We start from the raw sequence: 19,990 nt of genomic DNA, 5'->3' as shown, positions 1-19,990 counted from the left end.
GCATCACGCTGCTTCGGTTTCAGAGGAGAGGAGTGCATTGGCATGCACCACATAGGCTCTCGTTTTGGCGAGTCCAGGTAGTCGCACCGATTGCGCAGCACGGCCCTCGGCGCTGGCTTCCAAAATCCCGCGCTCGATCAGTTCCCGATTGACCAGGGTGAGGCTCATGCCTTTGAACACCTCAGCCCTCCACGCAGTAGGCAAGAAGTAGTAGGTGATTAGCGTGTAAACGCCATCGCCCATACCGTGCTCAACCGTGCGCCGGAAGCCGAGTCGGTCTGTGGTTCGTGGTGCGTGATCGTCGGTTTTGGCAGCAAGACCGTCCCAGCGGGTGAAGCGGCTTTCACCGAATCGCTCGATGACCTGCTGCAATCGACTCACAATGGCGTCACCTTCCATGTTCCCAGCGCCGCCGCGCTCTTCGAGCCAAGCATTGAGGCAAATCTGCGCCGCTGTGGTTGCGGTGCCTTCAGGCCAGCCTGTTACGCCAAGTGCTGTCGCCAGTTCACCAGCTGCAGCGGCAAGACCGAAGCGAGCAGCGGCACGATGCGCCTGACCACTGGCGGAAGCAGGAAGCGCCTTGGCGATAAAGCGCTCTACCGTGCGCCGCAGCATGGCTGTCCAGCCGAGCATTTCACCGGGCTTGCACAGCGCTGACAGGAACGCGGTAAGCGGCGTACCGTAGTACTTGCCTACGCGTGCTTTGAGCGCGTCCGACAGCGCGGCGGCATCTTCGAACCCGTTCAGCACGTCGAACATGCCCAGCCCTTTGCTCGCATCCGCAGGTACGGCCAACATGCGGATCTCCATCCCCGCCTTTAGCTCTTTGTTCGCATCAGCCATGTGTTGCGCCAGTGTCTTCTCGCCAGTCGAGAGAAACAGCAAACGCCACTCTTGTACCTGACGGCCTGCTTGCCCTCGATCATTGGCGCGAGCTTTGCCCGTGCCGTTGCCGAGCATGTACACCGTCTCTCCGATGATGCGCGAATCACACATACCGATTTCGTCGAGCACCAAAACACCGTCGGAATGCGCGGCGGCAATTGACTCCAATGCGTTATCGGTAGAGCGCCACGACCGGACCAATCTCGGCCCGCCGTAGACCGACGCGGCAACTTGTAGGTGAGTCGTCTTGCCGCCGGAGCTGTCGCCATACAGATGGAAGCCACCTGATTCATGCCCTAACAAGTGGAGCAGCGGCCCGGCAAAGGCCACGCTGACGACAAACGCTAAGCGGTGATTGCCGACGCAAAGCGCTCCGATTTGCTGTTGCCATTGCTTCAGGGTGCCGGCCTCACTGATGGGAGGAAGCTGCGCCCCAGCGTCGCAAAAGAACAGATGCTCATGGCTATTGCCGATCTGCTGATCGGGTAGCAGGTATGCAGGTCCATGCCATCCAAGGCGAGTGACCAAGCGCGCCCGCTCGTTGCTGTCGAAACCTTGCAGGTAACTCTGAAGATCGTTGCGCGCATTGCGGCCAGAACGCGTTCCAGGCAAGCGCAACCCCATATCCACCAGCGGCCCCAAGACGTCCTTGCCGAAGTCGCCGGTCATGTTGCGAGCGGGAATGTTCCAGCGCTTTTTAGCGCCATCCGGGTCATCGAATTCGACCAACAAACCCCAGTTGTGACCCTTGTCATCGCGAGTACGGGCGAGAATCTCCAAGGAGGAACACACAGGACGCGACTCACCATCATCGCCGGTATAAAACACGCCTTCGGGGGCCAATCGAAAACCACCGGGCAGTAAATCGGTTTTCGATTTTGCCGGTTGTTTGGCTGCTGTTTTGGGCTCCGCAGCTTCGTCGGATTGCTCGTCGGCGAGGGAGACGAAAAACTCACCGCTGCGCTCCAATTCGGCGACGTGTGCTGCCGTCCAACCTTTACCCAGCGCGTCGGCGGCATCGTCCCCGTCGTCCCATTTGCCACCTTTGGCAAACGCTGCTCGATCGTCCTTCAAGGTGGGCTTGCGTTTGAATATATTGAGCTCAATGAACCGGACCGATTCGGCGCCGATCTCGTACAGCTTTTTGGCGACGTCTTCCATGCACGACTTGCCGCTACTGTCGTTGTCCGGCCAAAGCACAACCGGACGCCCCTTGAGCGGTGTCAGGTCGGCCTTGTGCCAAGAGTTGGACCCGTTCGGCCAGCACGTCGCCACATAGTCCGGCATCAACTCGCCTGCCGCGTCGGCGGCTTTCTCGCCTTCACACAACACGACAGGTGCGGCATCGCGCAGTGCCAGTTCTTCCAGGCGCAGGAGCGGACGCGGGTCAGGCAATCCCTGCCAGCGCCATTGCGTGGTTTCGCTGTTGGAGCGCTGGCACCAAGTCAGTGGAGCGAAGACCTTTTTGGGCTTGCCGTCTTCATCTGGACCGAGATCAAAGCGGTAAAGAGCCATGAGCGGCTGACCGCTAGCGTCGCGGTAGATCCAGACTTTCGAGGGCGCGCCGTGATCTCGATGGCGGACCGGGCATCGCTTCATGGCTTCCGCCGGGATCGGCTGTATGGCGGTCCATGTTGGCGCTTTGGTTTTGCCTTGAGCGGGAGCCGATTGCGCCGCACCGACGCTTACACTCAGCAGTTCGGTCAGCTTCGCGCACGCCTCGACATCGGTGCCGCCGTCCAAGTAGCGGACTAAATCAATCAGGTCGCCGCCCTTGTCTCCAGTAGCAAAGTCAGCCCAGGTGCCTTTGTTCAAATTGACCTTGAGCGAACCGGCGCGCTTGTCGGTGCGAGTCGGATTGGGAGCGGTGTATTCCTTGCCACCGTCCACACGCTTTCCGTTGGGCAACCAGTGCGCGAGGACACGTGCAATGTCTTTCAGCGAGGCGGCTTTTACGTCGGCGAAGCTCGGACGCTTCGCTTTACTGTTCTGGCGCTGGCTCATGTGTCGGCCCTCGGTAGGAACAGCGTGGCAGATACGTCATCGAGTAGCGCTTTCGCCATTTCACCCAAGTACAGGGCAGGCCAACTAAAGCGCTCGCCTTGATCACTCATGGCAGCATCGCGGCTGAGCTGGTTAACGTGCTCTTGGAGTTGCGAAGCGATCTCCAGCGCGTCTTCGAGCGGTATGCCTGCGTTCACCCGAAAAAGCTTCAAGCCTCGGGCATTTGCGAGTGAAAAATCCGTGCGGCCAATGGTGGTCAATGCGCTCATAGCGCACCGCCTTTCTGATCCGCAGGGACAGAAGTGTTATCGCCGTGCATAGCAAGGGTTTTGATCAGGCCAAGAGTGCCGCGAACATCCCAAATGACGGCGGCGATAACACGGTTGGATAGGCGCGACTCACCTTCAAAATGGTCTTCGAGCAACGTCAGTACCGAGTCGGCGCGCTCAATTGCACAGGCGATGGCGTCAATCGGTACACCGGCTCCGGCGCGCTGGCTGACGCTGAGAATGTCTTCGGGCAGGGCAAGGCTCAGGGCGTTGTTCATTGGGCACCGCCTGCGGCTTCGAGAGCGCGAGCTTTGGCCATATGTACGTTGTAGCGGGCGAGACGTGTGGCAAGACTGGAGTTGGCGTGTAGAGCGGCGAGAGCCATTGCACGGTGTGCAGCGGCGCGATTTTTGGACGGAATGAGGGCGGGCATAGGTGTAGCTCCAAGTTTGAAGATGGAGCTGCCACTGATCGTCGCCAAACGATTTAAGGTGGCAGCTGTGCGCAGGTTGGCGAACCGGGAACTTGGAACCCGGCAGACCCGAAGGTCTCCCACGCACAGCTGCCATAACACGAAACGGCGGGCACAAAAAAAGCGCCTGCTGTCGTATGGGGCGCCTGTGCGCCAAGTATCTCGGGTCGCCAAACCCGGTCGCTGAATTTGCAGCGACTGCGGCAGGATAACTCCGAGTTTTTACGAGCGCAACCGGCACGAAGCCTTGCGCATTTTTTTGATGCGACATAAATTGACCGGGCATACAGATTGACCTCAAACGCCCCCGGTTGCCGCCGGGGGCGTTTTCGTTTCAGGCGTGGGCTTCCCAGCGCAGATTAAGCAAGGGTAGGAAGCCGTCATTGAGCATGGAGCGGGCGTCTTCATAGGCTTCTGTTTGCTGGCCTTCGTCGACGATTACCACACCGACCTTTTCGCAATGAAGGGCGAGAGCGCACCAGGTGCCATCGGCCCAACTAAGTACGCTGACCACACGCCCCTGTTTGTCCTGCTGGCTGCGATAGCGCTCGAGGCGCTGCATGGTGGCGGACGAAAAGCCGATCCTGCGCAGCACTGAAAAGGGATGCATCAAGGCTTGATTGGCAATCGAATGGCTCACGCTGCCTCCTGCAAGTTGGCGAACAAAGGAGGCGGGGTTTCACCCTTGAGCCACGCGAGGATCTTGCTGTCCTCGGCGCAGCGGCGACGGTGCTGCTCGGCGAGCGCATTCCGTCGCTCGACCAGGCACTCTTCCATGTATTGGCTGAGGTCGGACGTGATTCGCAGGTCTGTGTAGAGCCGTTCATTGATGACCTTTTCTTGCTCAATGTCCTTCTCAACAAACTGGCTCCAAACTTGGGGATCGTTCGAGTAGCCATCCTTTTGATCGATCAGCCAGTAGGTGACCCAGTTGTTCAGCGCGAATTGACTCAGCCCAGCACGACGGCCCTCTTTCATCGCGAAATGACCATGGCCGTGGATGCTGGAAAACTCGCGGCGAATGGCGTGCTTGTGGATGATCTCCGGCAGTTCCCAAGGGTTGGGCGTGATTGGCAAAACGAGGCCGTCAGGATTGAAAAAGAACGCCTCTTTCTCCTCACCGTTCCAGCTCACACCGGCGATGGTGCGGTGACGCCAATTGATGCCGCCTTGAGCGTAAAGCTGAAAGCCGATGCTGTAGGAGTCGTGGAAGGGGCCTTTGAATGGGCAGTAGTTACGCTTCATGCGGCCACCTCATCACGGGCTTCAATGCGACCGCGTGCCCAAGCTTGAACCTCTGACAGTACCCAGGCGACAGGGGCGCCACGTGCGTTGCTATTGGTGAGTTTTACGGCTTTCGGGAAGCCGCTTTCTGGCTGGCCCATCAGCTTGTAGATAGTTGGACGAGCGAGGCCGACAATTGCCATCACCTCGGCGATCCGGATGAGCGTCACCGATGTATCGATTGGTGTGGAGTCGTTTGCAGGCGAGTGGATGTAGGAGGCCTTCATTTCTCGTTCCTCACGCTTGCGGCAATGCTGTGCGTGCGGCTTTCGAGCCACGCGGATACATCTTTAGGCCGATAACGCACGCGACTGCCGACTTTCACGTAGGGGAGCGGATTGCGGCGAGAACTGCGCCAGGCGGCTAGCGTGCGACACGACAAGCCGAGGGTCGCCGCTACTTGATCGGGCGTGAGCAAATCGGTGGAGCAGGGTGGAAGTGGGGTGATGGATTGAAACGTTGTCGCAGTCATTGAGCGTTTCCTGTAGTCGTGGAGAGTTACAGGGCTAACGCTAAATGGGGAGGAGGAAATGAACGGTCGTTCATTTCCGGGCTTCTATGAAAAAACTTTTCCCTTAACCAAAATGTTGCCGAGTTGCTTTCTGGAAAGCTTCTCGCTTCCTCCGGGAGATTTTAGTGCAGCGTTACTCTGCAGGATGGCATCCAGCGCTTCTGTCTTCGTCCGGCCACTGTCGCGAAGTCGTCTACCGTATTTGCAAATGTCCTCATCGCGGCCTGTGTTGGCCTCTTGGCGAACCGCAGCCGAGCTATTACCTCCTTTGCTCGCGTTAGCACTGATCCGCATCTTCTCGTTGCTGCTCAACACTGGAGAGGCATACACCCTCGCGAGAGTCATGTAGTGCCGGGCTGAACCTATCAAGTCGGCTGCGGATTCTCGTGCTTCAATTTCAAGCTGCACTCGCTCCTGACGCACCTCCGATAAAAGCACGTCAAAGCTGTCCGGGTAGTCCTCAGCTAAGGCAATCACATCTTCAGGGTCGCATGCGTAAAGGTCTTCATGCACGTCCCTCAACCAGTGCCCCAAAACCTCGATAGCACGACATGCACGATCTATCGCCAAGGCGGCGACGTATTGGCAATCGGTAACAGCTGATACGGACAGCTCTCCAACAATCCAACGAATGGTGGAAGCTAAGTCATCCTGAAATAGCCCTATGCGCTGGTGAATATTATAGGAGTGACGTCTGACTTCCCCGAGTATGCGGACAGCGTCGGCTGACCACTCTCCTGCGTCGTCCTGATGATTCGCCCAATGCTGCTCACCCTCCCGTATGAGTTCCACTGCGGCATCGATGCGCTCTGCAAACTCTTCGTACAGCGCAAGATGCTCCAGAGCATAGATGTTCCCCCAGCCGTCAATGTCGAGTGGGGCGCTTAAATAAAATCTGTTAGTCATTATTTCCCCCTTGCCCCGTTTGCGTGACCGAAGAAACGCGAGCGCCTGCGCCCGGTGAAGCTAGGAAACCGCCAGTGAGGAGAGGGTCGTTTAGCCTGGAAGTGTTGCCGACTTTGGAACACCTTTTGTGTGCCATTGATGACGTGTTCCAGCTAATCGCTTGTTGTGTTCCTATCTCGAAGGCCCCGTATTTAAAGGCTTTCAGCAGTTTTGGAACACGTGGAACACGCGGAACACACACTTTTTGAGTGACTAGGAATTTCATGGTCAAATCGCTTGTCCGAATCGGCCCTGCACAATGTTCCCTTTCTGCAAGCTATCCAGATGGTCGGCATACCACTGCATCATCGCAGTCCTTTGTTCTAGATATTGAGCCTTGTTGTATACCCCCGAGATGCCCTCTTCTTTATGAGCTAACTGCGCCTCGACATGCTCCTTTGGCCAGCCATGCTCACGAAGCAGTGTGCTCGCTGTGTGCCGCGTACCGTGCCCAACAAGACGCCCTTTGTAGCCAATGGTTGCGAATACTTTATTGATTGTGTTTTCACTGATAGTCGGATTCTTCGCTCCGACTCCAGGAAACAGCCAACGGCTACGCCCGGTTAAAGAGTGCAGCTCTTTCAGGGCGACGAGTGCTTGACGCGGAAGGGGGCATACGAAATCTCGGCGCATCTTCATCTTCGACGCCGGTGTCGTCCAAATGGCTTTATCGAGATCAAACTCTTTCCATTCTGCCAATCGCACCATTCCCGGCCTTGAGGCTGTCCATATGCAAAGCCACGCCGCCGTCCGAGCGGTGAGTCTGCTGGGGGTGTTCTTTAACGCGGTGAGAAACTCGCCGAGTTCGGGTTCTAGCAAATGAGGGTGTTGTTGAGTCTTCGGTGCTTGAGCTGCAATGTCGCGTAGTCGGCTACCCGGATCGTTTTCGGTCAGCCCCAAGCCGATTGCTCTGCCGAAGATCTGATTGACCCACGTCCGACATTTTTCAGCAACGTTATGCGCCTCCCGAGCTTCGAGGGAGGCCTGGAGATTTGCACAATCGGTTCGGGTTATTTCGTCCAGAGGTTTATCACCAAGCGCTGGAAGAATGTCTTTGTCGAGGTAGGTGCGGATTTTATTGAGAGTGGAGGAGGCGAGACCTTTTTCCTCCTTTGCCTTGAGCCAAGCTTCTGCAGCCGCTCTGAAGGTTCGAATTCGAGCGGCATCGATTGCCGCTTTTGCCGAGCGCTTTTGTTCAAGAGGGTCGGCACCGCTACTGACAACCTTCCGCAGATCGGCCGCTTTTTCGCGGGCAAGTGCGCCGCTGACTTCTGGATAGCCGCCGAGGCCCATCCATGCCCAATTACCTGCAGGACGCTTGTACCGGAGTTGCCATGATTTGCCCCCGTCCGGTTTGACCCGGAAATATAAGCCGTTTCCATCCAGCTCTCGATATTCCTTTGTTTCAGGCTCAAGCCCTGAGAGCGTGGTATCAGCGAGAGGGCGGCGCTTGATGTCTGCGCGCTTCATCCTTGTATCCCAAAGTTCGGTATTTCTCTCAGGATACAAGCAGGGATACAGGGATACAACGGATAAGGGGAGACAGGGGTAGATAGACAGGCACAAAAAAACCGGCCAAGTGGCCGGTTTCTCTGGGCCTGAGAGGCTGGTAGAGACTCTCAGATACTGCTATGTGGTGCCCCGAGGGAGACTCGAACTCCCACTTCTCTCGAAAACGGATTTTGAATCCGCCGCGTCTACCAATTCCGCCATCAGGGCTCAATGGCGGCGAAGTATAGAGAGGTGCCTACCGTTGGTCAATCAGGTTTCATGGTCAATTTTGGCTATTTCCGCTAAACTTTCCGGCCCTGCTAGACGAACCCCATCATGCGCGTTGCTGACTTTACCTTCGAGCTCCCTGATTCGCTGATTGCCCGCCATCCCTTGGCCGAGCGTCGCGCGAGTCGCCTGTTGACCCTGGATGGGGTCACCGGCGCCCTGGCCCACCGTCAATTCACTGATTTGCTTGAGCATTTGCGCCCGGGCGACTTGATGGTGTTCAACAATACCCGGGTGATTCCGGCGCGGCTGTTTGGCCAGAAGGCCTCCGGCGGCAAGCTGGAAATCCTTGTGGAGCGAGTGCTCGACAGCCACCGTGTGCTGGCCCATGTGCGCTCCAGCAAGTCGCCGAAACCGGGTTCGAAGATCCTGATCGACGGCGGTGGCGAGGCCGAGATGCTGGCCCGCCATGACGCGTTGTTCGAGCTGGGGTTTGCCGAGGAAGTGCTGCCGCTGCTGGAGCGCGTCGGCCATATGCCGTTGCCTCCTTATATAGACCGCCCGGATGACGACTCGGACCGCGAGCGTTATCAGACGGTGTATTCCGAGCGCCTGGGCGCCGTGGCCGCACCGACCGCAGGGCTGCATTTCGACCAGCCGCTGCTGGAGGCGATCGCCGCCAAGGGTGTCGCGACCGCGTTCGTGACCCTGCATGTCGGTGCCGGTACCTTCCAGCCGGTGCGTGTGGAGCGCATCGAAGACCACCATATGCACAACGAATGGCTGGAAGTCAGCCAGGACGTGGTGGATGCGGTGGCTGCCTGCCGCGCGCGCGGCGGTCGGGTGGTGGCGGTGGGGACCACCAGCGTGCGCTCCCTGGAAAGCGCGGCCCGCGATGGCGTGCTCAAGCCGTTCAGCGGCGACACCGACATCTTTATCTACCCGGGCCGGTCGTTCCATGTGGTCGATGCCCTGGTCACCAACTTCCATTTGCCCGAATCCACGTTGTTGATGCTGGTTTCGGCGTTCGCCGGTTATCCCGAAGCCATGGCCGCCTACAAGGCCGCCGTCGAGCATGGATACCGCTTTTTCAGCTACGGTGATGCGATGTTCATCACCCGCAATCCGGCGCCAACCGGCCCCGAGGATTCGGCCCCAGAGGATCAAGCATGAGTCGCACCTGTCGTATGTCTTTCGAGCTGCTCGCCACTGATGGCAAGGCTCGTCGCGGTCGCCTGACCTTCCCCCGCGGTACCGTGGAAACCCCGGCCTTCATGCCCGTGGGTACCTACGGCACGGTCAAGGGCATGCTGCCGCGGGACATCGTCGCCACTGGCGCCGAGATCATCCTGGGCAACACCTTCCACCTGTGGCTGCGCCCGGGCACCGAAGTGATCAAGAAGCACGGCGACCTGCATGACTTCATGCAGTGGAAAGGCCCGATCCTGACCGACTCCGGCGGTTTCCAGGTGTTCAGCCTGGGCGCCATGCGCAAGATCAAGGAGGAGGGCGTGACCTTCGCCTCGCCGGTCGACGGCGCGAAAGTCTTCATGGGGCCGGAAGAGTCGATGCAGGTCCAGCGCGACCTGGGCTCGGACATCGTGATGATCTTCGACGAATGCACTCCGTACCCGGCCGACGAAGACGTCGCGCGGGTGTCCATGGAGCTGTCGTTGCGCTGGGCCCAGCGCTCGAAGAATGCCCACGGCGACAACACGGCGGCGCTGTTCGGTATCGTCCAGGGCGGCATGCACCAGGACCTGCGCATGCGCTCGCTGGAGGGCCTGGACAAGATCGGCTTCGACGGCCTGGCCATCGGCGGCCTGTCGGTGGGCGAGCCCAAGCACGAGATGATCAAGGTGCTGGACTACCTGCCAGGCCAGATGCCAGCAGACAAACCTCGTTACCTTATGGGTGTTGGCAAGCCGGAAGATCTGGTTGAGGGTGTGCGCCGCGGTGTGGACATGTTCGATTGCGTGATGCCAACCCGTAATGCCCGCAACGGGCATCTGTTTATTGATACTGGTGTGCTGAAGATCCGCAACGCGTTCCATCGCCATGATGATTCGCCGCTGGATCCGACCTGCGATTGCTATACCTGCCAGAACTTCTCCCGCGCTTATCTGCATCATCTGGACAAGTGCGGCGAAATGCTGGGGAGCATGCTCAATACCATCCATAATTTGCGTCATTACCAACGGCTTATGGCTGGTTTGCGCGAGGCTATTCAACAGGGTACATTGGCCGCCTTTGTCGATTCCTTCTATGCCAAACGCGGGTTACCCGTGCCGCCTTTAGAATAAGTTCTAAAGACGTTTAAACCCACTTTTGCAATTATCCGGAGTGTTACATGAGCTTTTTTATTTCGACTGCAATGGCTGATGCTGCTGCACCTGCTGCTGGCCCGGCCGGTACTGGCTTTGAGTGGATTTTCCTGGTCGGTTTCCTGGTTATCTTCTACTTGATGATCTGGCGTCCACAGGCCAAGCGCGCCAAAGAACAGAAGAACCTGCTGGGCAGCCTGCAGAAAGGTGACGAAGTTGTGACTACTGGCGGTATCGCCGGCAAGATCACCAAAGTGACCGACGACTTCGTAGTGCTGGAAGTTTCCGACACTATCGAGATGAAGTTCCAGAAAGGCGCTATCGCTGCCACGCTGCCAAAAGGCACGCTGAAGGCGATCTAAGTTTCATCTTTTACCAATCGACGGGGCGCGCAAGGCGCCCCGCTTCATAAACGGGCGGCGTGATGCTGAACAAATACCCTCTGTGGAAATACGTACTGATCCTGGCGGTGCTGGCGATCGGTTTTATTTATTCCGCTCCCAATCTATACCCTGATGATCCGGCCATTCAGGTCAGTGGTGCGAGCACTGCGTTGCAGGTCACTCAGGCGGACCTGGACCGTGCGAGCAAGGCGCTTGCCGACGCCGGGATCAGTGTCAAGGCAGCGACCATCGCGGCCAAGGGCAAGGGCGGCCTGCTGCGCCTGGCCAAGCAGGAAGACCAGCTTCCAGCCAAGGACGTGGTGCGCAAGGCCCTGGGTGACGACTATGTCGTTGCATTGAACCTGGCACAAACCACCCCGCAATGGCTGCGCAACCTTGGCGCGCATCCGATGAAGCTGGGCCTGGACTTGTCCGGTGGTGTGCACTTCCTGCTGGAAGTGGATATGGAGAAAGCTCTCGACGCACGCCTGAAGGTCTACGAAGGCGATGTGAAGAGCCTGCTGCGTAAAGAGCGCCTGCGCTATCGCAGCCTGCCGCAGCTCGACGGAGCCATCCAACTGGGCTTCAGCGATGACGCGACCCGTGAACAGGCTCGTGCGCTGATCCGCAAGAACTTCAACGATTTCGACATTGTTCCGGCCGACCTCAATGGTCAGGCGGTGCTGCGTCTGGCGATGACCCCGGCCAAGCTGGCGGAAATCCGTGAATATTCCATCAAGCAGAACTTGACCACGGTCCGTAACCGCGTCAACGAGCTGGGTGTCGCCGAACCTCTGGTTCAGCGCCAGGGCGCCAACCGTATCGTGGTTGAGCTGCCGGGCGTGCAGGACACCGCTGAAGCCAAGCGTATCCTGGGCAAGACGGCCAACCTTGAGTTCCGTCTGGCCGCCGAGCCGGGCGCTTCGAAAGCCACTTCCGAGTCTTTCGAGTTCCGTGAAGGCAATCGTCCTCCTGCGCTGATCGAGCGTGGCCTGATCATCACCGGTGACCAAGTGACCGACGCCCAGGCGGGCTTCGACGAACAAGGTCGTCCGCAGGTGAACATCAAGCTCGATGGCCACGGCGGCGAGCTGATGAGCCGTTCGACCCGCAATAACGTCGGTCGCAGCATGGCGGTGATCTTCATCGAGCAGAAGCCGACCACCACTTACACCAAGCAAGTGGTCGACGGTGTCGAGAAAGACGTTGCGGTGCAGAGCTTCAAGGAAGAAAAGAAGATCATCAGCCTGGCGACCATTCAGTCGCCGCTGGGTAGCCAGTTCCGCATTACCGGCCTGACCGGCCAGGGCGAGTCCTCCGAGCTGGCGCTGCTGCTGCGTGCCGGTGGCCTGGCCGCACCGATGTACTTCGCCGAAGAGCGCACAATCGGCCCGAGCCTGGGTGCCGACAACATCACCAAGGGTATCGATGCGTCGCTGTGGGGCATGTTGTTCGTGTCGCTGTTCATCATCGCCATCTACCGCTTCTTTGGCGTCATTGCCACTGTGGCGCTGGCGTTGAACATGGTGCTGCTGCTGGCCCTGATGTCCCTGCTGGGGGCTACGCTGACCCTGCCGGGTATCGCCGGTATCGTGTTGACCATGGGTATGGCGGTGGACGCCAACGTGCTGATCTTCTCGCGGATACGTGAAGAGCTCGCCGCCGGCATGAGCGTGCAGCGGGCAATCAACGAAGGCTTCGGCCGGGCATTCACTGCGATTCTCGACTCCAACCTGACCACGTTGCTGGTCGGCGGGATTCTCTTTGCCATGGGCACCGGCCCGGTCAAAGGTTTTGCGGTGACCATGTCCCTCGGGATCTTTACCTCGATGTTCACGGCCATCTGGCTGACCCGCGCGATGGTCAACCTGATCTTCGGCGGTCGTGACTTCAAGAAGTTGTGGATTTAAGGGGCTGCCATGTTACGTACTATCAACTTCATGGGCGTGCGCAACGTTGCGTTCGGCCTCACCTTGCTCCTTACCGTCCTGGCGCTGTTCAGCTGGTTCCACAAGGGATTGAACTACGGCCTGGACTTTACCGGCGGTACGCTCATCGAGCTGACCTACGAGCGTCCGGCGGACGTGATGAAGGTTCGTGCTCAGCTGAGCGAGTCCGGTTATCAAGACGCGGTCGTGCAAAGCTTCGGTGCGACCACCGACCTGCTGGTGCGGATGCCGGGTGAAGACCCGCAGCTGGGCCATCAGGTGGCGGAAGCGCTGCAGAAGAGCGGCGGCGACAACCCGGCGCAGGTCAAGCGCGTCGAGTTCGTCGGCCCGCAGGTGGGTGAAGAGCTGCGCGACCAGGGCGGCCTCGGCATGCTGATGGCGCTGGGCGGCATCCTGATCTACCTGGCTTTCCGCTTTCAGTGGAAGTTCGCGGTCGGCGCCATCGTTTCCCTGATCCACGACGTGGTGGTGACTGTCGGTATCCTGTCGTTCTTCCAGATCACCTTCGACCTGACGGTGCTGGCGGCGGTACTGGCGATCATCGGTTACTCGCTCAACGACACCATCGTGGTGTTCGACCGGGTGCGGGAGAACTTCCGCGTGCTGCGCAAGGCCAGCCTGATCGAGAACATCAACATCTCGACCACTCAGACCCTGCTGCGCACCATGGCGACCTCGATCTCCACCTTGCTGGCGATCGCGGCGCTGCTGTTCTTCGGTGGCGACAACCTGTGGGGCTTCTCCATCGCGCTGTTCGTGGGCGTTCTGGCGGGTACCTACTCGTCGATCTACATCGCCAACGTGGTGCTGATCTGGCTGAACCTGAGCAGCGAGGACCTGATTCCTCCAGCCAATACCGAGAAGGAAGTCGACGACCGTCCATAACGGTTTTTCCTTCCTGGCAGGCAGTCAAAAAGGCGCGAGTATTGAACTCGCGCCTTTTTTTGTGCTCCAAGGCTGGGAGAAGCGCGGGCTTGTCCCGCTTGTGATGGTCAGGAGGTTCACGTGAACAAGTCGATGCTGGTTGGTGCGGTATTAGGTGCCGTCGCTGTGACTGCTGGGGGGGCTGTTGCCACCTACAAGCTGGTCAATAGTGGCCCTGAGTATGCGCAGGTGCTGGCAGTTCAGCCGGTCAAACAACAGATCAAAACACCGCGTGAAGTATGCAAGGACGTCACCGTGACCCGTCAGGCTCCGGTGAAGGATCAACATCAGATCGCCGGTACGGTGGTTGGTGCGCTGGCTGGCGGCCTGCTGGGTAACCAGATCGGCGGCGGCTCAGGCAAGAAGATCGCCACGGTCGCTGGTGCGGTCGGTGGTGGTTACGCCGGTAACAAGGTGCAGGAAGGCATGCAGGAGCGTGACACCTACACCACCACGCAGACTCGCTGCAACACGGTCAACGACATCAGTGAAAAAGTCGTGGGTTATGACGTGAAGTACGAGCTGAACGGCAAGCAAGGCCAGGTGCGTATGGATCGTGATCCGGGCAGCCAGATTCCGGTCAACAAGGAAGGTCAGTTGATCCTGGGGCAGAACCAGCCGGTGCAATAAGCGTCTTAGCGCCAGTCATGAAAAAGCACCCCGCGGGGTGCTTTTTTATTGCCCGTGGCTTGGGTTTGCTTCTGTAGGAGCGAGGCTTGCCCGCGATCTGGGCGCTGCGCTGTGGGCTGAAGCTATCGCGGGCAAGCCTCGCTCCTACGAAAGAGTGGTTTCCGATAAACCCCAGGCATAAAAAAAGCACCCCGTGGGGTGCTTTTTTCGTCGCTGGCGCTTAGCGCTTCAGCGAAGCCGGCAGGTGCGGCTGGATGGCGGTGAGGACCGCCTTGAAGCATTTGGTGTTGCCGGCAACCACGTGGCCTTTTTCCAGGAAGTCGTGACCGCCGGTGAAATCGCTCACCAGGCCGCCGGCTTCTTGAATCAGCAGGGCGCCTGCCGCCATGTCCCACTCGGACAGGCCCGACTCCCAGAAGGCGTCGAAGCGACCGGCAGCCACGTAGGCCAGGTCCAGGCTGGCAGCGCCGGCGCGGCGGATACCGGCGGTCTGGCCAACCAGGGCGCGGAACATGCCCAGGTAGTTGTCGAGGTTGTCCATCTGATCGTCACGGAACGGGAAGCCGGTACCCAGCAGGGCGCCGTCCAGGCTGGTGCGGCCGCTGACGCGCAGGCGACGACCGTTCAGTTGGGCGCCGCGACCACGGCTGGCGGTGAATTCTTCCTGGCGTACCGGGTCCAGGACCACGGCGTGTTCCAGGCGACCGCGATATTTGCAGGCGATACTGACAGCGAAATGAGGAATGCCGCGCAGGAAGTTGGTGGTGCCGTCCAGTGGGTCGATGATCCACAGGTAGTCTTCGCCTTCGCCGCTGCCAGCGTGCAGGCCGGTTTCTTCGCCGAGAATGCCGTGGGTTGGGTAGGCTTTGCGCAATGCGTCGATGATCTTCTGCTCGGCAGCGCGATCAACTTCGGATACGTAGTCTTTGGCGTCTTTTTCGTCGACCTTGATGGTATCCAGGCGCTCGATGGAGCGGAAAATCAGTTCACTGGCGCTGCGGGCGGCGCGCAGCGCGATATTCAGCATTGGCTGCATGGATAGGTCACCTAAGGTTGTTAAAGAAAGCCGAGCATTCTAGCAGAAAACTTTTGCAGATGAAGGTCGACATTCGCTCCGCTTGCCTCGATCTGTCGCTCGGGCCTGCAAATAGCTGCACATTTTGACGAGTGGCAGTGCGCCTGAAGCCTGGCGGCTGTGATGGCGCATCAGCTAGAGGCAGTTATTTTTGAGGCAGGAGCGCTGGCTGTTCTGTAAGATTTGCTCCCCTTTCCCGTGTCCGAGAGCGCCTCCCTTGCTGCAGAACATTCGTGTCGTCCTGGTCAATACCAGTCATCCCGGAAACATCGGCGGGGCTGCGCGTGCCATGAAGAACATGGGGCTGTCGCGGCTGGTACTGGTGGAACCGCGGGTTTTTCCGTCCCCGGAAGCCGATGCGCGAGCCTCCGGCGCTACCGCCATTCTTGAAAACGCTCAGGTCGTCGCCACCTTGGAAGGCGCCCTGGCCGGCTGCACCCTGGTGTTTGGCACCAGCGCCCGTGACCGGCGTATTCCCTGGCCGTTGCTCGATCCTCGTGAGTCGGGGGTCAAGGTAGTGCAAGAAGCAGGGCAGGGCGCGGAAATCGCCTTGGTATTTGGCCGTGAGGATTCCGGTCTGACCAATGACGAGCTGCAGCGATGTCACTTCCATGTGCATATCCCTTCGGACCCGGAGTTCAGCTCGCTGAACCTGGCGACGGCGGTGCAGGTGCTGGCTTACGAGGTGCGCATGTCCTGGCTCGCGGCCCAGGGCCAGCCAAGCAAGGTGGAAAAGGATGAAGTGGCGTCGCCGCGCAGTGATGAGCTGGCGACCATGGATGAGCTGGAGCGGTTCTACGAGCATCTGGAACAGACGCTGGTGGCCATCGACTTCCTCGATCCGGAAAAACCACGGCACCTGATGGCGCGCCTGCGCCGGTTGTACGGACGCAGCTCGGTGAGCCGGGCGGAAATGAATATTTTGCGTGGCATCCTCACGGAAACCCAGAAAGCGGCCCGTGGCGAGCTCCTTAAGCGGAAGAATGATGATGTTTGAGCGTTTGCGTGAAGATATCCAGAGTGTTTTCCATCGCGACCCTGCGGCGCGTAACGCTTTCGAGGTCCTGACCTGCTACCCGGGCATGCATGCCATCTGGATTCATCGCCTGTCGGGCGCGTTGTGGGGCATGGGCTGGAAATGGCTGGCGCGCCTGGTGTCGAACTTCGGGCGCTGGTTGACCGGTATCGAGATTCATCCGGGGGCGAAGGTCGGTCGCCGCTTCTTTATCGATCACGGCATGGGCATTGTTATTGGCGAGACTGCCGAGATTGGCGATGACGTCACCCTCTATCAGGGTGTGACCTTGGGTGGCACCAGCTGGAACAAGGGCAAGCGTCACCCGACCCTGGAAGACGGTGTGGTGGTGGGCGCGGGCGCCAAGGTGCTTGGGCCGTTCACCGTGGGGGCGGGCGCCAAGGTCGGTTCCAACGCGGTGGTGACCAAGGCGGTACCGGCAGGCGCCACGGTGGTGGGCATTCCCGGGCGCATCATCGTCAAGTCTGATGATGAGCAGCAAGCCAAGCGCAAGGCCATGGCCGAGAAACTTGGCTTTGATGCCTATGGGGTCAGCGAGGATATGCCGGACCCGGTGGCGCGGGCCATTGGCCAGTTGCTCGACCATCTGCAGGCCGTCGATGGGCGCCTGGAGGGTATGTGCGGAGCCCTGAAGGACCTGGGCAGCAACTACTGCGCCAAGGACCTGCCGGTCCTGCGCGATGAGGACTTTGCAGGCGTCAAGGACAAGGACGATAGCCAGGTTGGTTGAGTCTTTCGGTCGTTTTACGGTTGATCGCGAGCAAGCTCGCTGCTGGCGACAACCTCCGAAGAACGCCGCTCATCTTGCCAAATCCAATATGTGCCATTACGCCGCAGACTTTGCTATGATTCGCGCGCTCTTTTGCGGGTAAACCTGACTAAAGTAGTAGGTCTTATAGTTGACTTAATTACTCGGGAATTGCATACTCGCTCCCATCCCGAAACACTCCGTGGTACTTGTCCATGCGACTGACTACAAAAGGCCGATACGCGGTAACAGCCATGCTTGACTTGGCGTTGCACGCGCAACACGGGCCGGTGTCCCTGGCCGATATCTCTGAGCGCCAAGGCATCTCCCTGTCCTATCTCGAGCAGCTCTTCGCCAAGTTGCGCCGCAGCAATCTGGTGTCCAGCGTGCGTGGTCCAGGCGGTGGCTACCAGCTGTCGCGTGACATGCAAGGCATTCAGGTGGCCCAGGTGATCGATGCGGTGAATGAGTCGGTCGATGCCACCAAATGCCAGGGCCAGGGTGACTGCCATTCCGGCGACACCTGCCTGACCCACCACTTGTGGTGCGATCTGAGCCTGCAGATTCACGAATTTCTGAGCGGTATCAGCTTGGCTGACCTTTTGACTCGCCGTGAGGTGCAAGAAGTAGCCCAGCGTCAGGATCAGCGCCGCTGTAATGGCAAGGCGCAGCACCTGGACAAGATTGAAGCGTCCGCCGTCGAATGACAGCCAAAGAGCTAGCGGCACGCCAGCCAGCCTGATTTAGGAGAGAGTCCATGAAATTGCCGATTTACCTTGATTACTCAGCGACCACCCCGGTTGATCCGCGTGTCGCGCAAAAGATGAGTGAATGCCTGCTGGTCGACGGAAACTTCGGTAACCCGGCGTCCCGCTCCCACGTGTTCGGCTGGAAAGCCGAAGAGTCGGTGGAAAATGCCCGTCGCCAAGTGGCTGACCTGGTCAATGCCGACCCGCGTGAAATCGTCTGGACCTCCGGTGCCACCGAGTCCGACAACCTGGCAATCAAGGGTGTCGCGCATTTCTATCACACCAAGGGCAAGCACCTGATCACCTCGAAGATCGAGCACAAGGCTGTCCTGGACACCATGCGCCAACTCGAGCGTGAAGGCTTCGAAGTCACCTACATCGAGCCGGGCGAAGACGGCCTGATCACTCCAGCCATGGTTGAAGCTGCCCTGCGCGACGACACCATCCTGGTGTCGATCATGCACGTGAACAACGAAATCGGTACGGTCAACGACATCGCCGCGATCGGCGAGCTGACCCGCTCCAAAGGCATTCTGTTCCACGTCGACGCTGCCCAGTCCACCGGTAAGGTCGACATCGACCTGCAGGCGCTGAAGGTCGACCTGATGTCCTTCTCCGCCCACAAGACCTACGGTCCTAAAGGTATCGGCGCGCTGTATGTCAGCCGCAAGCCGCGGGTTCGCCTCGAAGCGACCATGCACGGCGGCGGTCACGAGCGCGGCATGCGCTCCGGCACCCTGGCTACCCACCAGATCGTTGGCATGGGCGAAGCCTTCCGCGTGGCCAAGGAAGACATGGCTGCCGAAAACGTGCGCATCAAGGCCTTGAGCGACCGCTTCTACAAGCAGGTCGAGCACCTGGAAGAGCTGTACATCAACGGCAGCATGACTTCCCGCGTACCGCACAACCTGAACCTGAGCTTCAACTACGTCGAAGGCGAGTCGCTGATCATGGCGCTCAAGGACCTGGCAGTTTCCTCCGGTTCGGCTTGCACCTCGGCTTCGCTGGAGCCTTCGTACGTACTGCGCGCCCTGGGCCGCAACGACGAACTGGCACACAGCTCGATCCGCTTCACCTTCGGCCGCTTCACCACCGAAGAAGAAATCGATTACGCCGCGCAGAAAGTCTGCGAGGCCGTGACCAAGCTGCGCGCTCTGTCGCCGCTGTGGGACATGTACAAAGACGGCGTCGATATCTCGAAGATCGAGTGGGCGGCACACTAAATATAGAAGCCGCCAGATACAGCACCTGTAGCGACGCGGCGACTGACGCAAGCGTAACTGCAGGGGCTCAAGAGCGGCCCTGATGAGTGAGGATTAAGAACCATGGCTTACAGCGAAAAGGTCATCGACCACTACGAGAACCCGCGCAACGTCGGCAAGATGAACGCGGAAGATCCTGATGTCGGCACTGGCATGGTCGGCGCTCCGGCGTGCGGCGACGTGATGCGCCTGCAGATCAAGGTCAACGAGCAGGGCATCATCGAAGACGCCAAGTTCAAGACCTACGGTTGCGGTTCGGCTATCGCCTCCAGCTCCCTGGCTACCGAGTGGATGAAAGGCAAGACTCTGGATGAAGCAGAGACCATCAAGAACACTCAGCTGGCTGAAGAACTGGCCCTGCCGCCAGTGAAAATCCACTGCTCGGTACTCGCTGAAGACGCCATCAAGGCCGCCGTTCGCGACTACAAGCAGAAGAAAGGCCTGATCTGATTTCGCGGATCGGCTTTCCAGATTGAGCGACAAGTAAGGAGTCACGATGGCTATCAGCATGACAGAAGCGGCTGCTCAACACGTGCGACGTTCCCTTAATGGGCGCGGCAAAGGTGATGGGATTCGTCTGGGTGTGCGCACCACGGGCTGTTCCGGCCTTGCCTATGTCCTGGAGTTCGTCGACGAGATCGGTGAAGACGATCAGGTATTCGAGAGTCATGGCGAAAAAGTGATCATCGATCCGAAAAGCCTGACCTACCTGGATGGCACCGAACTGGACTTCGTCAAGGAAGGGTTGAACGAAGGCTTCAAGTTCAACAACCCCAACGTACGCGGTGAATGTGGCTGCGGCGAAAGCTTCAACATCTGAG

General features: G+C 59.0%; 22 protein-coding genes and 1 tRNA gene. 12 read left to right on the top strand and 11 right to left on the bottom strand.

The window, feature by feature from the left end; genetic code table 11:
* Positions 1 to 3: 3 nt before the first annotated feature.
* The 10 genes from BLV20_RS14340 to BLV20_RS14295 all read right to left on the bottom strand — a co-directional run bounded on the left by BLV20_RS14340 (position 4) and on the right by BLV20_RS14295 (position 8,089).
* A complete protein-coding gene (locus tag BLV20_RS14340) occupies positions 4 to 2,889 on the bottom strand; it encodes a DUF927 domain-containing protein (protein ID WP_092302482.1) in 2,886 nt (961 codons plus the stop codon).
* Positions 2,886 to 3,158 (bottom strand): DUF3077 domain-containing protein, encoded by a 273-nt coding sequence (locus tag BLV20_RS14335; protein WP_092302480.1) that lies wholly within the window; start codon positions 3,156 to 3,158, stop codon positions 2,886 to 2,888. Before BLV20_RS14335 ends, BLV20_RS14340 begins: the two co-directional genes overlap by 4 nt.
* Entirely contained in the window at positions 3,155 to 3,436 is a 282-nt protein-coding gene (locus BLV20_RS14330) for a hypothetical protein (RefSeq protein ID WP_092302478.1), read from the bottom strand. Before BLV20_RS14330 ends, BLV20_RS14335 begins: the two co-directional genes overlap by 4 nt.
* Positions 3,437 to 3,964: 528 nt before the next feature.
* The gene (locus tag BLV20_RS14325; RefSeq protein WP_009050656.1) at positions 3,965 to 4,270 is read right to left on the bottom strand and encodes a hypothetical protein; all 306 of its coding nucleotides are present in this window, start codon (positions 4,268 to 4,270) and stop codon (positions 3,965 to 3,967) included.
* Positions 4,267 to 4,875: a hypothetical protein gene (locus tag BLV20_RS14320; protein ID WP_092302476.1), complete on the bottom strand. Its 609-nt coding sequence runs from the start codon at positions 4,873 to 4,875 to the stop codon at positions 4,267 to 4,269. The genes BLV20_RS14325 and BLV20_RS14320 overlap by 4 nt, the downstream gene beginning before the upstream one ends.
* Entirely contained in the window at positions 4,872 to 5,141 is a 270-nt protein-coding gene (locus BLV20_RS14315) for a helix-turn-helix transcriptional regulator (RefSeq protein ID WP_092302474.1), read from the bottom strand. Before BLV20_RS14315 ends, BLV20_RS14320 begins: the two co-directional genes overlap by 4 nt.
* Positions 5,138 to 5,386, bottom strand: coding sequence for a helix-turn-helix domain-containing protein (locus tag BLV20_RS14310; RefSeq protein ID WP_092302472.1), 249 nt, complete (start codon positions 5,384 to 5,386; stop codon positions 5,138 to 5,140). The genes BLV20_RS14315 and BLV20_RS14310 overlap by 4 nt, the downstream gene beginning before the upstream one ends.
* 84 nt (positions 5,387 to 5,470) lie before the next feature.
* Positions 5,471 to 6,331, bottom strand: a complete 861-nt coding sequence (locus BLV20_RS14305) for a hypothetical protein (protein ID WP_092302470.1) — start codon at positions 6,329 to 6,331, stop codon at positions 5,471 to 5,473.
* A 267-nt stretch (positions 6,332 to 6,598) separates the two neighbouring features.
* On the bottom strand, positions 6,599 to 7,840 hold the full coding sequence (locus tag BLV20_RS14300) for a tyrosine-type recombinase/integrase (protein ID WP_092302468.1): 1,242 nt from the start codon (positions 7,838 to 7,840) through the stop codon (positions 6,599 to 6,601).
* A gap of 164 nt (positions 7,841 to 8,004) precedes the next feature.
* Positions 8,005 to 8,089, bottom strand: a tRNA-Leu gene (locus BLV20_RS14295).
* A 108-nt stretch (positions 8,090 to 8,197) separates the two neighbouring features.
* On the opposite strand from BLV20_RS14295, the gene queA reads away from it, so the two are divergent.
* The 6 genes from queA to BLV20_RS14265 all read left to right on the top strand — a co-directional run bounded on the left by queA (position 8,198) and on the right by BLV20_RS14265 (position 14,299).
* Positions 8,198 to 9,262, top strand: coding sequence for a tRNA preQ1(34) S-adenosylmethionine ribosyltransferase-isomerase QueA (gene queA, locus BLV20_RS14290; protein ID WP_092302466.1), 1,065 nt, complete (start codon positions 8,198 to 8,200; stop codon positions 9,260 to 9,262).
* Between the two features lie 14 nt (positions 9,263 to 9,276).
* Positions 9,277 to 10,392 carry a tRNA guanosine(34) transglycosylase Tgt gene (tgt, locus tag BLV20_RS14285; protein WP_162096445.1) on the top strand — a complete coding sequence of 372 codons (1,116 nt, stop codon included), beginning with the start codon at positions 9,277 to 9,279 and terminating at the stop codon, positions 10,390 to 10,392.
* 47 nt (positions 10,393 to 10,439) lie between these two features.
* On the top strand, positions 10,440 to 10,775 hold the full coding sequence (gene yajC / locus BLV20_RS14280; protein ID WP_007929510.1) for a preprotein translocase subunit YajC: 336 nt from the start codon (positions 10,440 to 10,442) through the stop codon (positions 10,773 to 10,775).
* A gap of 62 nt (positions 10,776 to 10,837) precedes the next feature.
* Positions 10,838 to 12,706 carry a protein translocase subunit SecD gene (gene secD, locus BLV20_RS14275; RefSeq protein WP_092302464.1) on the top strand — a complete coding sequence of 623 codons (1,869 nt, stop codon included), beginning with the start codon at positions 10,838 to 10,840 and terminating at the stop codon, positions 12,704 to 12,706.
* Positions 12,707 to 12,715: 9 nt separating this feature from the next.
* On the top strand, positions 12,716 to 13,630 hold the full coding sequence (gene secF, locus BLV20_RS14270) for a protein translocase subunit SecF (protein ID WP_092302462.1): 915 nt from the start codon (positions 12,716 to 12,718) through the stop codon (positions 13,628 to 13,630).
* Between the two features lie 120 nt (positions 13,631 to 13,750).
* Positions 13,751 to 14,299 carry a glycine zipper 2TM domain-containing protein gene (locus BLV20_RS14265; RefSeq protein WP_092302460.1) on the top strand — a complete coding sequence of 183 codons (549 nt, stop codon included), beginning with the start codon at positions 13,751 to 13,753 and terminating at the stop codon, positions 14,297 to 14,299.
* A 220-nt stretch (positions 14,300 to 14,519) separates the two neighbouring features.
* Here the strand turns inward: BLV20_RS14265 and suhB are convergent, their stop codons facing one another.
* Positions 14,520 to 15,335 (bottom strand): type III secretion system regulator SuhB, encoded by an 816-nt coding sequence (gene suhB, locus BLV20_RS14260; protein ID WP_007929514.1) that lies wholly within the window; start codon positions 15,333 to 15,335, stop codon positions 14,520 to 14,522.
* A 256-nt stretch (positions 15,336 to 15,591) separates the two neighbouring features.
* On the opposite strand from suhB, the gene trmJ reads away from it, so the two are divergent.
* The 6 genes from trmJ (at position 15,592) to iscA (ending at position 19,989) form a co-directional block, all read left to right on the top strand.
* Positions 15,592 to 16,371 carry a tRNA (cytosine(32)/uridine(32)-2'-O)-methyltransferase TrmJ gene (trmJ, locus tag BLV20_RS14255; protein WP_092302458.1) on the top strand — a complete coding sequence of 260 codons (780 nt, stop codon included), beginning with the start codon at positions 15,592 to 15,594 and terminating at the stop codon, positions 16,369 to 16,371.
* Entirely contained in the window at positions 16,364 to 17,140 is a 777-nt protein-coding gene (cysE, locus tag BLV20_RS14250) for a serine O-acetyltransferase (RefSeq protein ID WP_092302656.1), read from the top strand. Before trmJ ends, cysE begins: the two co-directional genes overlap by 8 nt.
* A 233-nt stretch (positions 17,141 to 17,373) precedes the next feature.
* Positions 17,374 to 17,865, top strand: a complete 492-nt coding sequence (gene iscR, locus BLV20_RS14245; protein WP_092302456.1) for a Fe-S cluster assembly transcriptional regulator IscR — start codon at positions 17,374 to 17,376, stop codon at positions 17,863 to 17,865.
* A gap of 50 nt (positions 17,866 to 17,915) precedes the next feature.
* Positions 17,916 to 19,130 carry an IscS subfamily cysteine desulfurase gene (locus BLV20_RS14240; protein ID WP_092302454.1) on the top strand — a complete coding sequence of 405 codons (1,215 nt, stop codon included), beginning with the start codon at positions 17,916 to 17,918 and terminating at the stop codon, positions 19,128 to 19,130.
* Positions 19,131 to 19,232: 102 nt separating this feature from the next.
* Entirely contained in the window at positions 19,233 to 19,619 is a 387-nt protein-coding gene (gene iscU, locus BLV20_RS14235; protein ID WP_007929523.1) for a Fe-S cluster assembly scaffold IscU, read from the top strand.
* A 46-nt stretch (positions 19,620 to 19,665) separates the two neighbouring features.
* On the top strand, positions 19,666 to 19,989 hold the full coding sequence (gene iscA / locus BLV20_RS14230; RefSeq protein WP_007929524.1) for an iron-sulfur cluster assembly protein IscA: 324 nt from the start codon (positions 19,666 to 19,668) through the stop codon (positions 19,987 to 19,989).
* The last annotated feature ends 1 nt before the right edge of the window (position 19,990 follow it).

It is taken from the genome of Pseudomonas sp. NFIX28, assembly GCF_900107395.1.
Lineage (GTDB): Bacteria > Pseudomonadota > Gammaproteobacteria > Pseudomonadales > Pseudomonadaceae > Aquipseudomonas.
Note: the sequence above shows the minus strand (reverse complement) of the source record. Positions and strands in the feature narration are given on the sequence as shown.

What these genes read in the sequence shown, in the direction of transcription:
- yajC (WP_007929510.1), top strand. Translation starts at nt 10,440, where the DNA reads ATGAGCTTTTTTATTTCGACTGCAATGGCTGATGCTGCTGCACCTGCT.
- BLV20_RS14310 (WP_092302472.1), bottom strand. Translation starts at nt 5,386, where the DNA reads ATGACTGCGACAACGTTTCAATCCATCACCCCACTTCCACCCTGCTCC.
- BLV20_RS14320 (WP_092302476.1), bottom strand. Translation starts at nt 4,875, where the DNA reads ATGAAGCGTAACTACTGCCCATTCAAAGGCCCCTTCCACGACTCCTAC.
- BLV20_RS14240 (WP_092302454.1), top strand. Translation starts at nt 17,916, where the DNA reads ATGAAATTGCCGATTTACCTTGATTACTCAGCGACCACCCCGGTTGAT.
- BLV20_RS14330 (WP_092302478.1), bottom strand. Translation starts at nt 3,436, where the DNA reads ATGAACAACGCCCTGAGCCTTGCCCTGCCCGAAGACATTCTCAGCGTC.
- BLV20_RS14340 (WP_092302482.1), bottom strand. Translation starts at nt 2,889, where the DNA reads ATGAGCCAGCGCCAGAACAGTAAAGCGAAGCGTCCGAGCTTCGCCGAC.
- iscR (WP_092302456.1), top strand. Translation starts at nt 17,374, where the DNA reads ATGCGACTGACTACAAAAGGCCGATACGCGGTAACAGCCATGCTTGAC.
- BLV20_RS14315 (WP_092302474.1), bottom strand. Translation starts at nt 5,141, where the DNA reads ATGAAGGCCTCCTACATCCACTCGCCTGCAAACGACTCCACACCAATC.
- BLV20_RS14335 (WP_092302480.1), bottom strand. Translation starts at nt 3,158, where the DNA reads ATGAGCGCATTGACCACCATTGGCCGCACGGATTTTTCACTCGCAAAT.
- BLV20_RS14305 (WP_092302470.1), bottom strand. Translation starts at nt 6,331, where the DNA reads ATGACTAACAGATTTTATTTAAGCGCCCCACTCGACATTGACGGCTGG.
- secF (WP_092302462.1), top strand. Translation starts at nt 12,716, where the DNA reads ATGTTACGTACTATCAACTTCATGGGCGTGCGCAACGTTGCGTTCGGC.
- BLV20_RS14300 (WP_092302468.1), bottom strand. Translation starts at nt 7,840, where the DNA reads ATGAAGCGCGCAGACATCAAGCGCCGCCCTCTCGCTGATACCACGCTC.
- secD (WP_092302464.1), top strand. Translation starts at nt 10,838, where the DNA reads ATGCTGAACAAATACCCTCTGTGGAAATACGTACTGATCCTGGCGGTG.
- tgt (WP_162096445.1), top strand. Translation starts at nt 9,277, where the DNA reads ATGTCTTTCGAGCTGCTCGCCACTGATGGCAAGGCTCGTCGCGGTCGC.
- iscU (WP_007929523.1), top strand. Translation starts at nt 19,233, where the DNA reads ATGGCTTACAGCGAAAAGGTCATCGACCACTACGAGAACCCGCGCAAC.
- cysE (WP_092302656.1), top strand. Translation starts at nt 16,364, where the DNA reads ATGTTTGAGCGTTTGCGTGAAGATATCCAGAGTGTTTTCCATCGCGAC.
- suhB (WP_007929514.1), bottom strand. Translation starts at nt 15,335, where the DNA reads ATGCAGCCAATGCTGAATATCGCGCTGCGCGCCGCCCGCAGCGCCAGT.
- iscA (WP_007929524.1), top strand. Translation starts at nt 19,666, where the DNA reads ATGGCTATCAGCATGACAGAAGCGGCTGCTCAACACGTGCGACGTTCC.
- queA (WP_092302466.1), top strand. Translation starts at nt 8,198, where the DNA reads ATGCGCGTTGCTGACTTTACCTTCGAGCTCCCTGATTCGCTGATTGCC.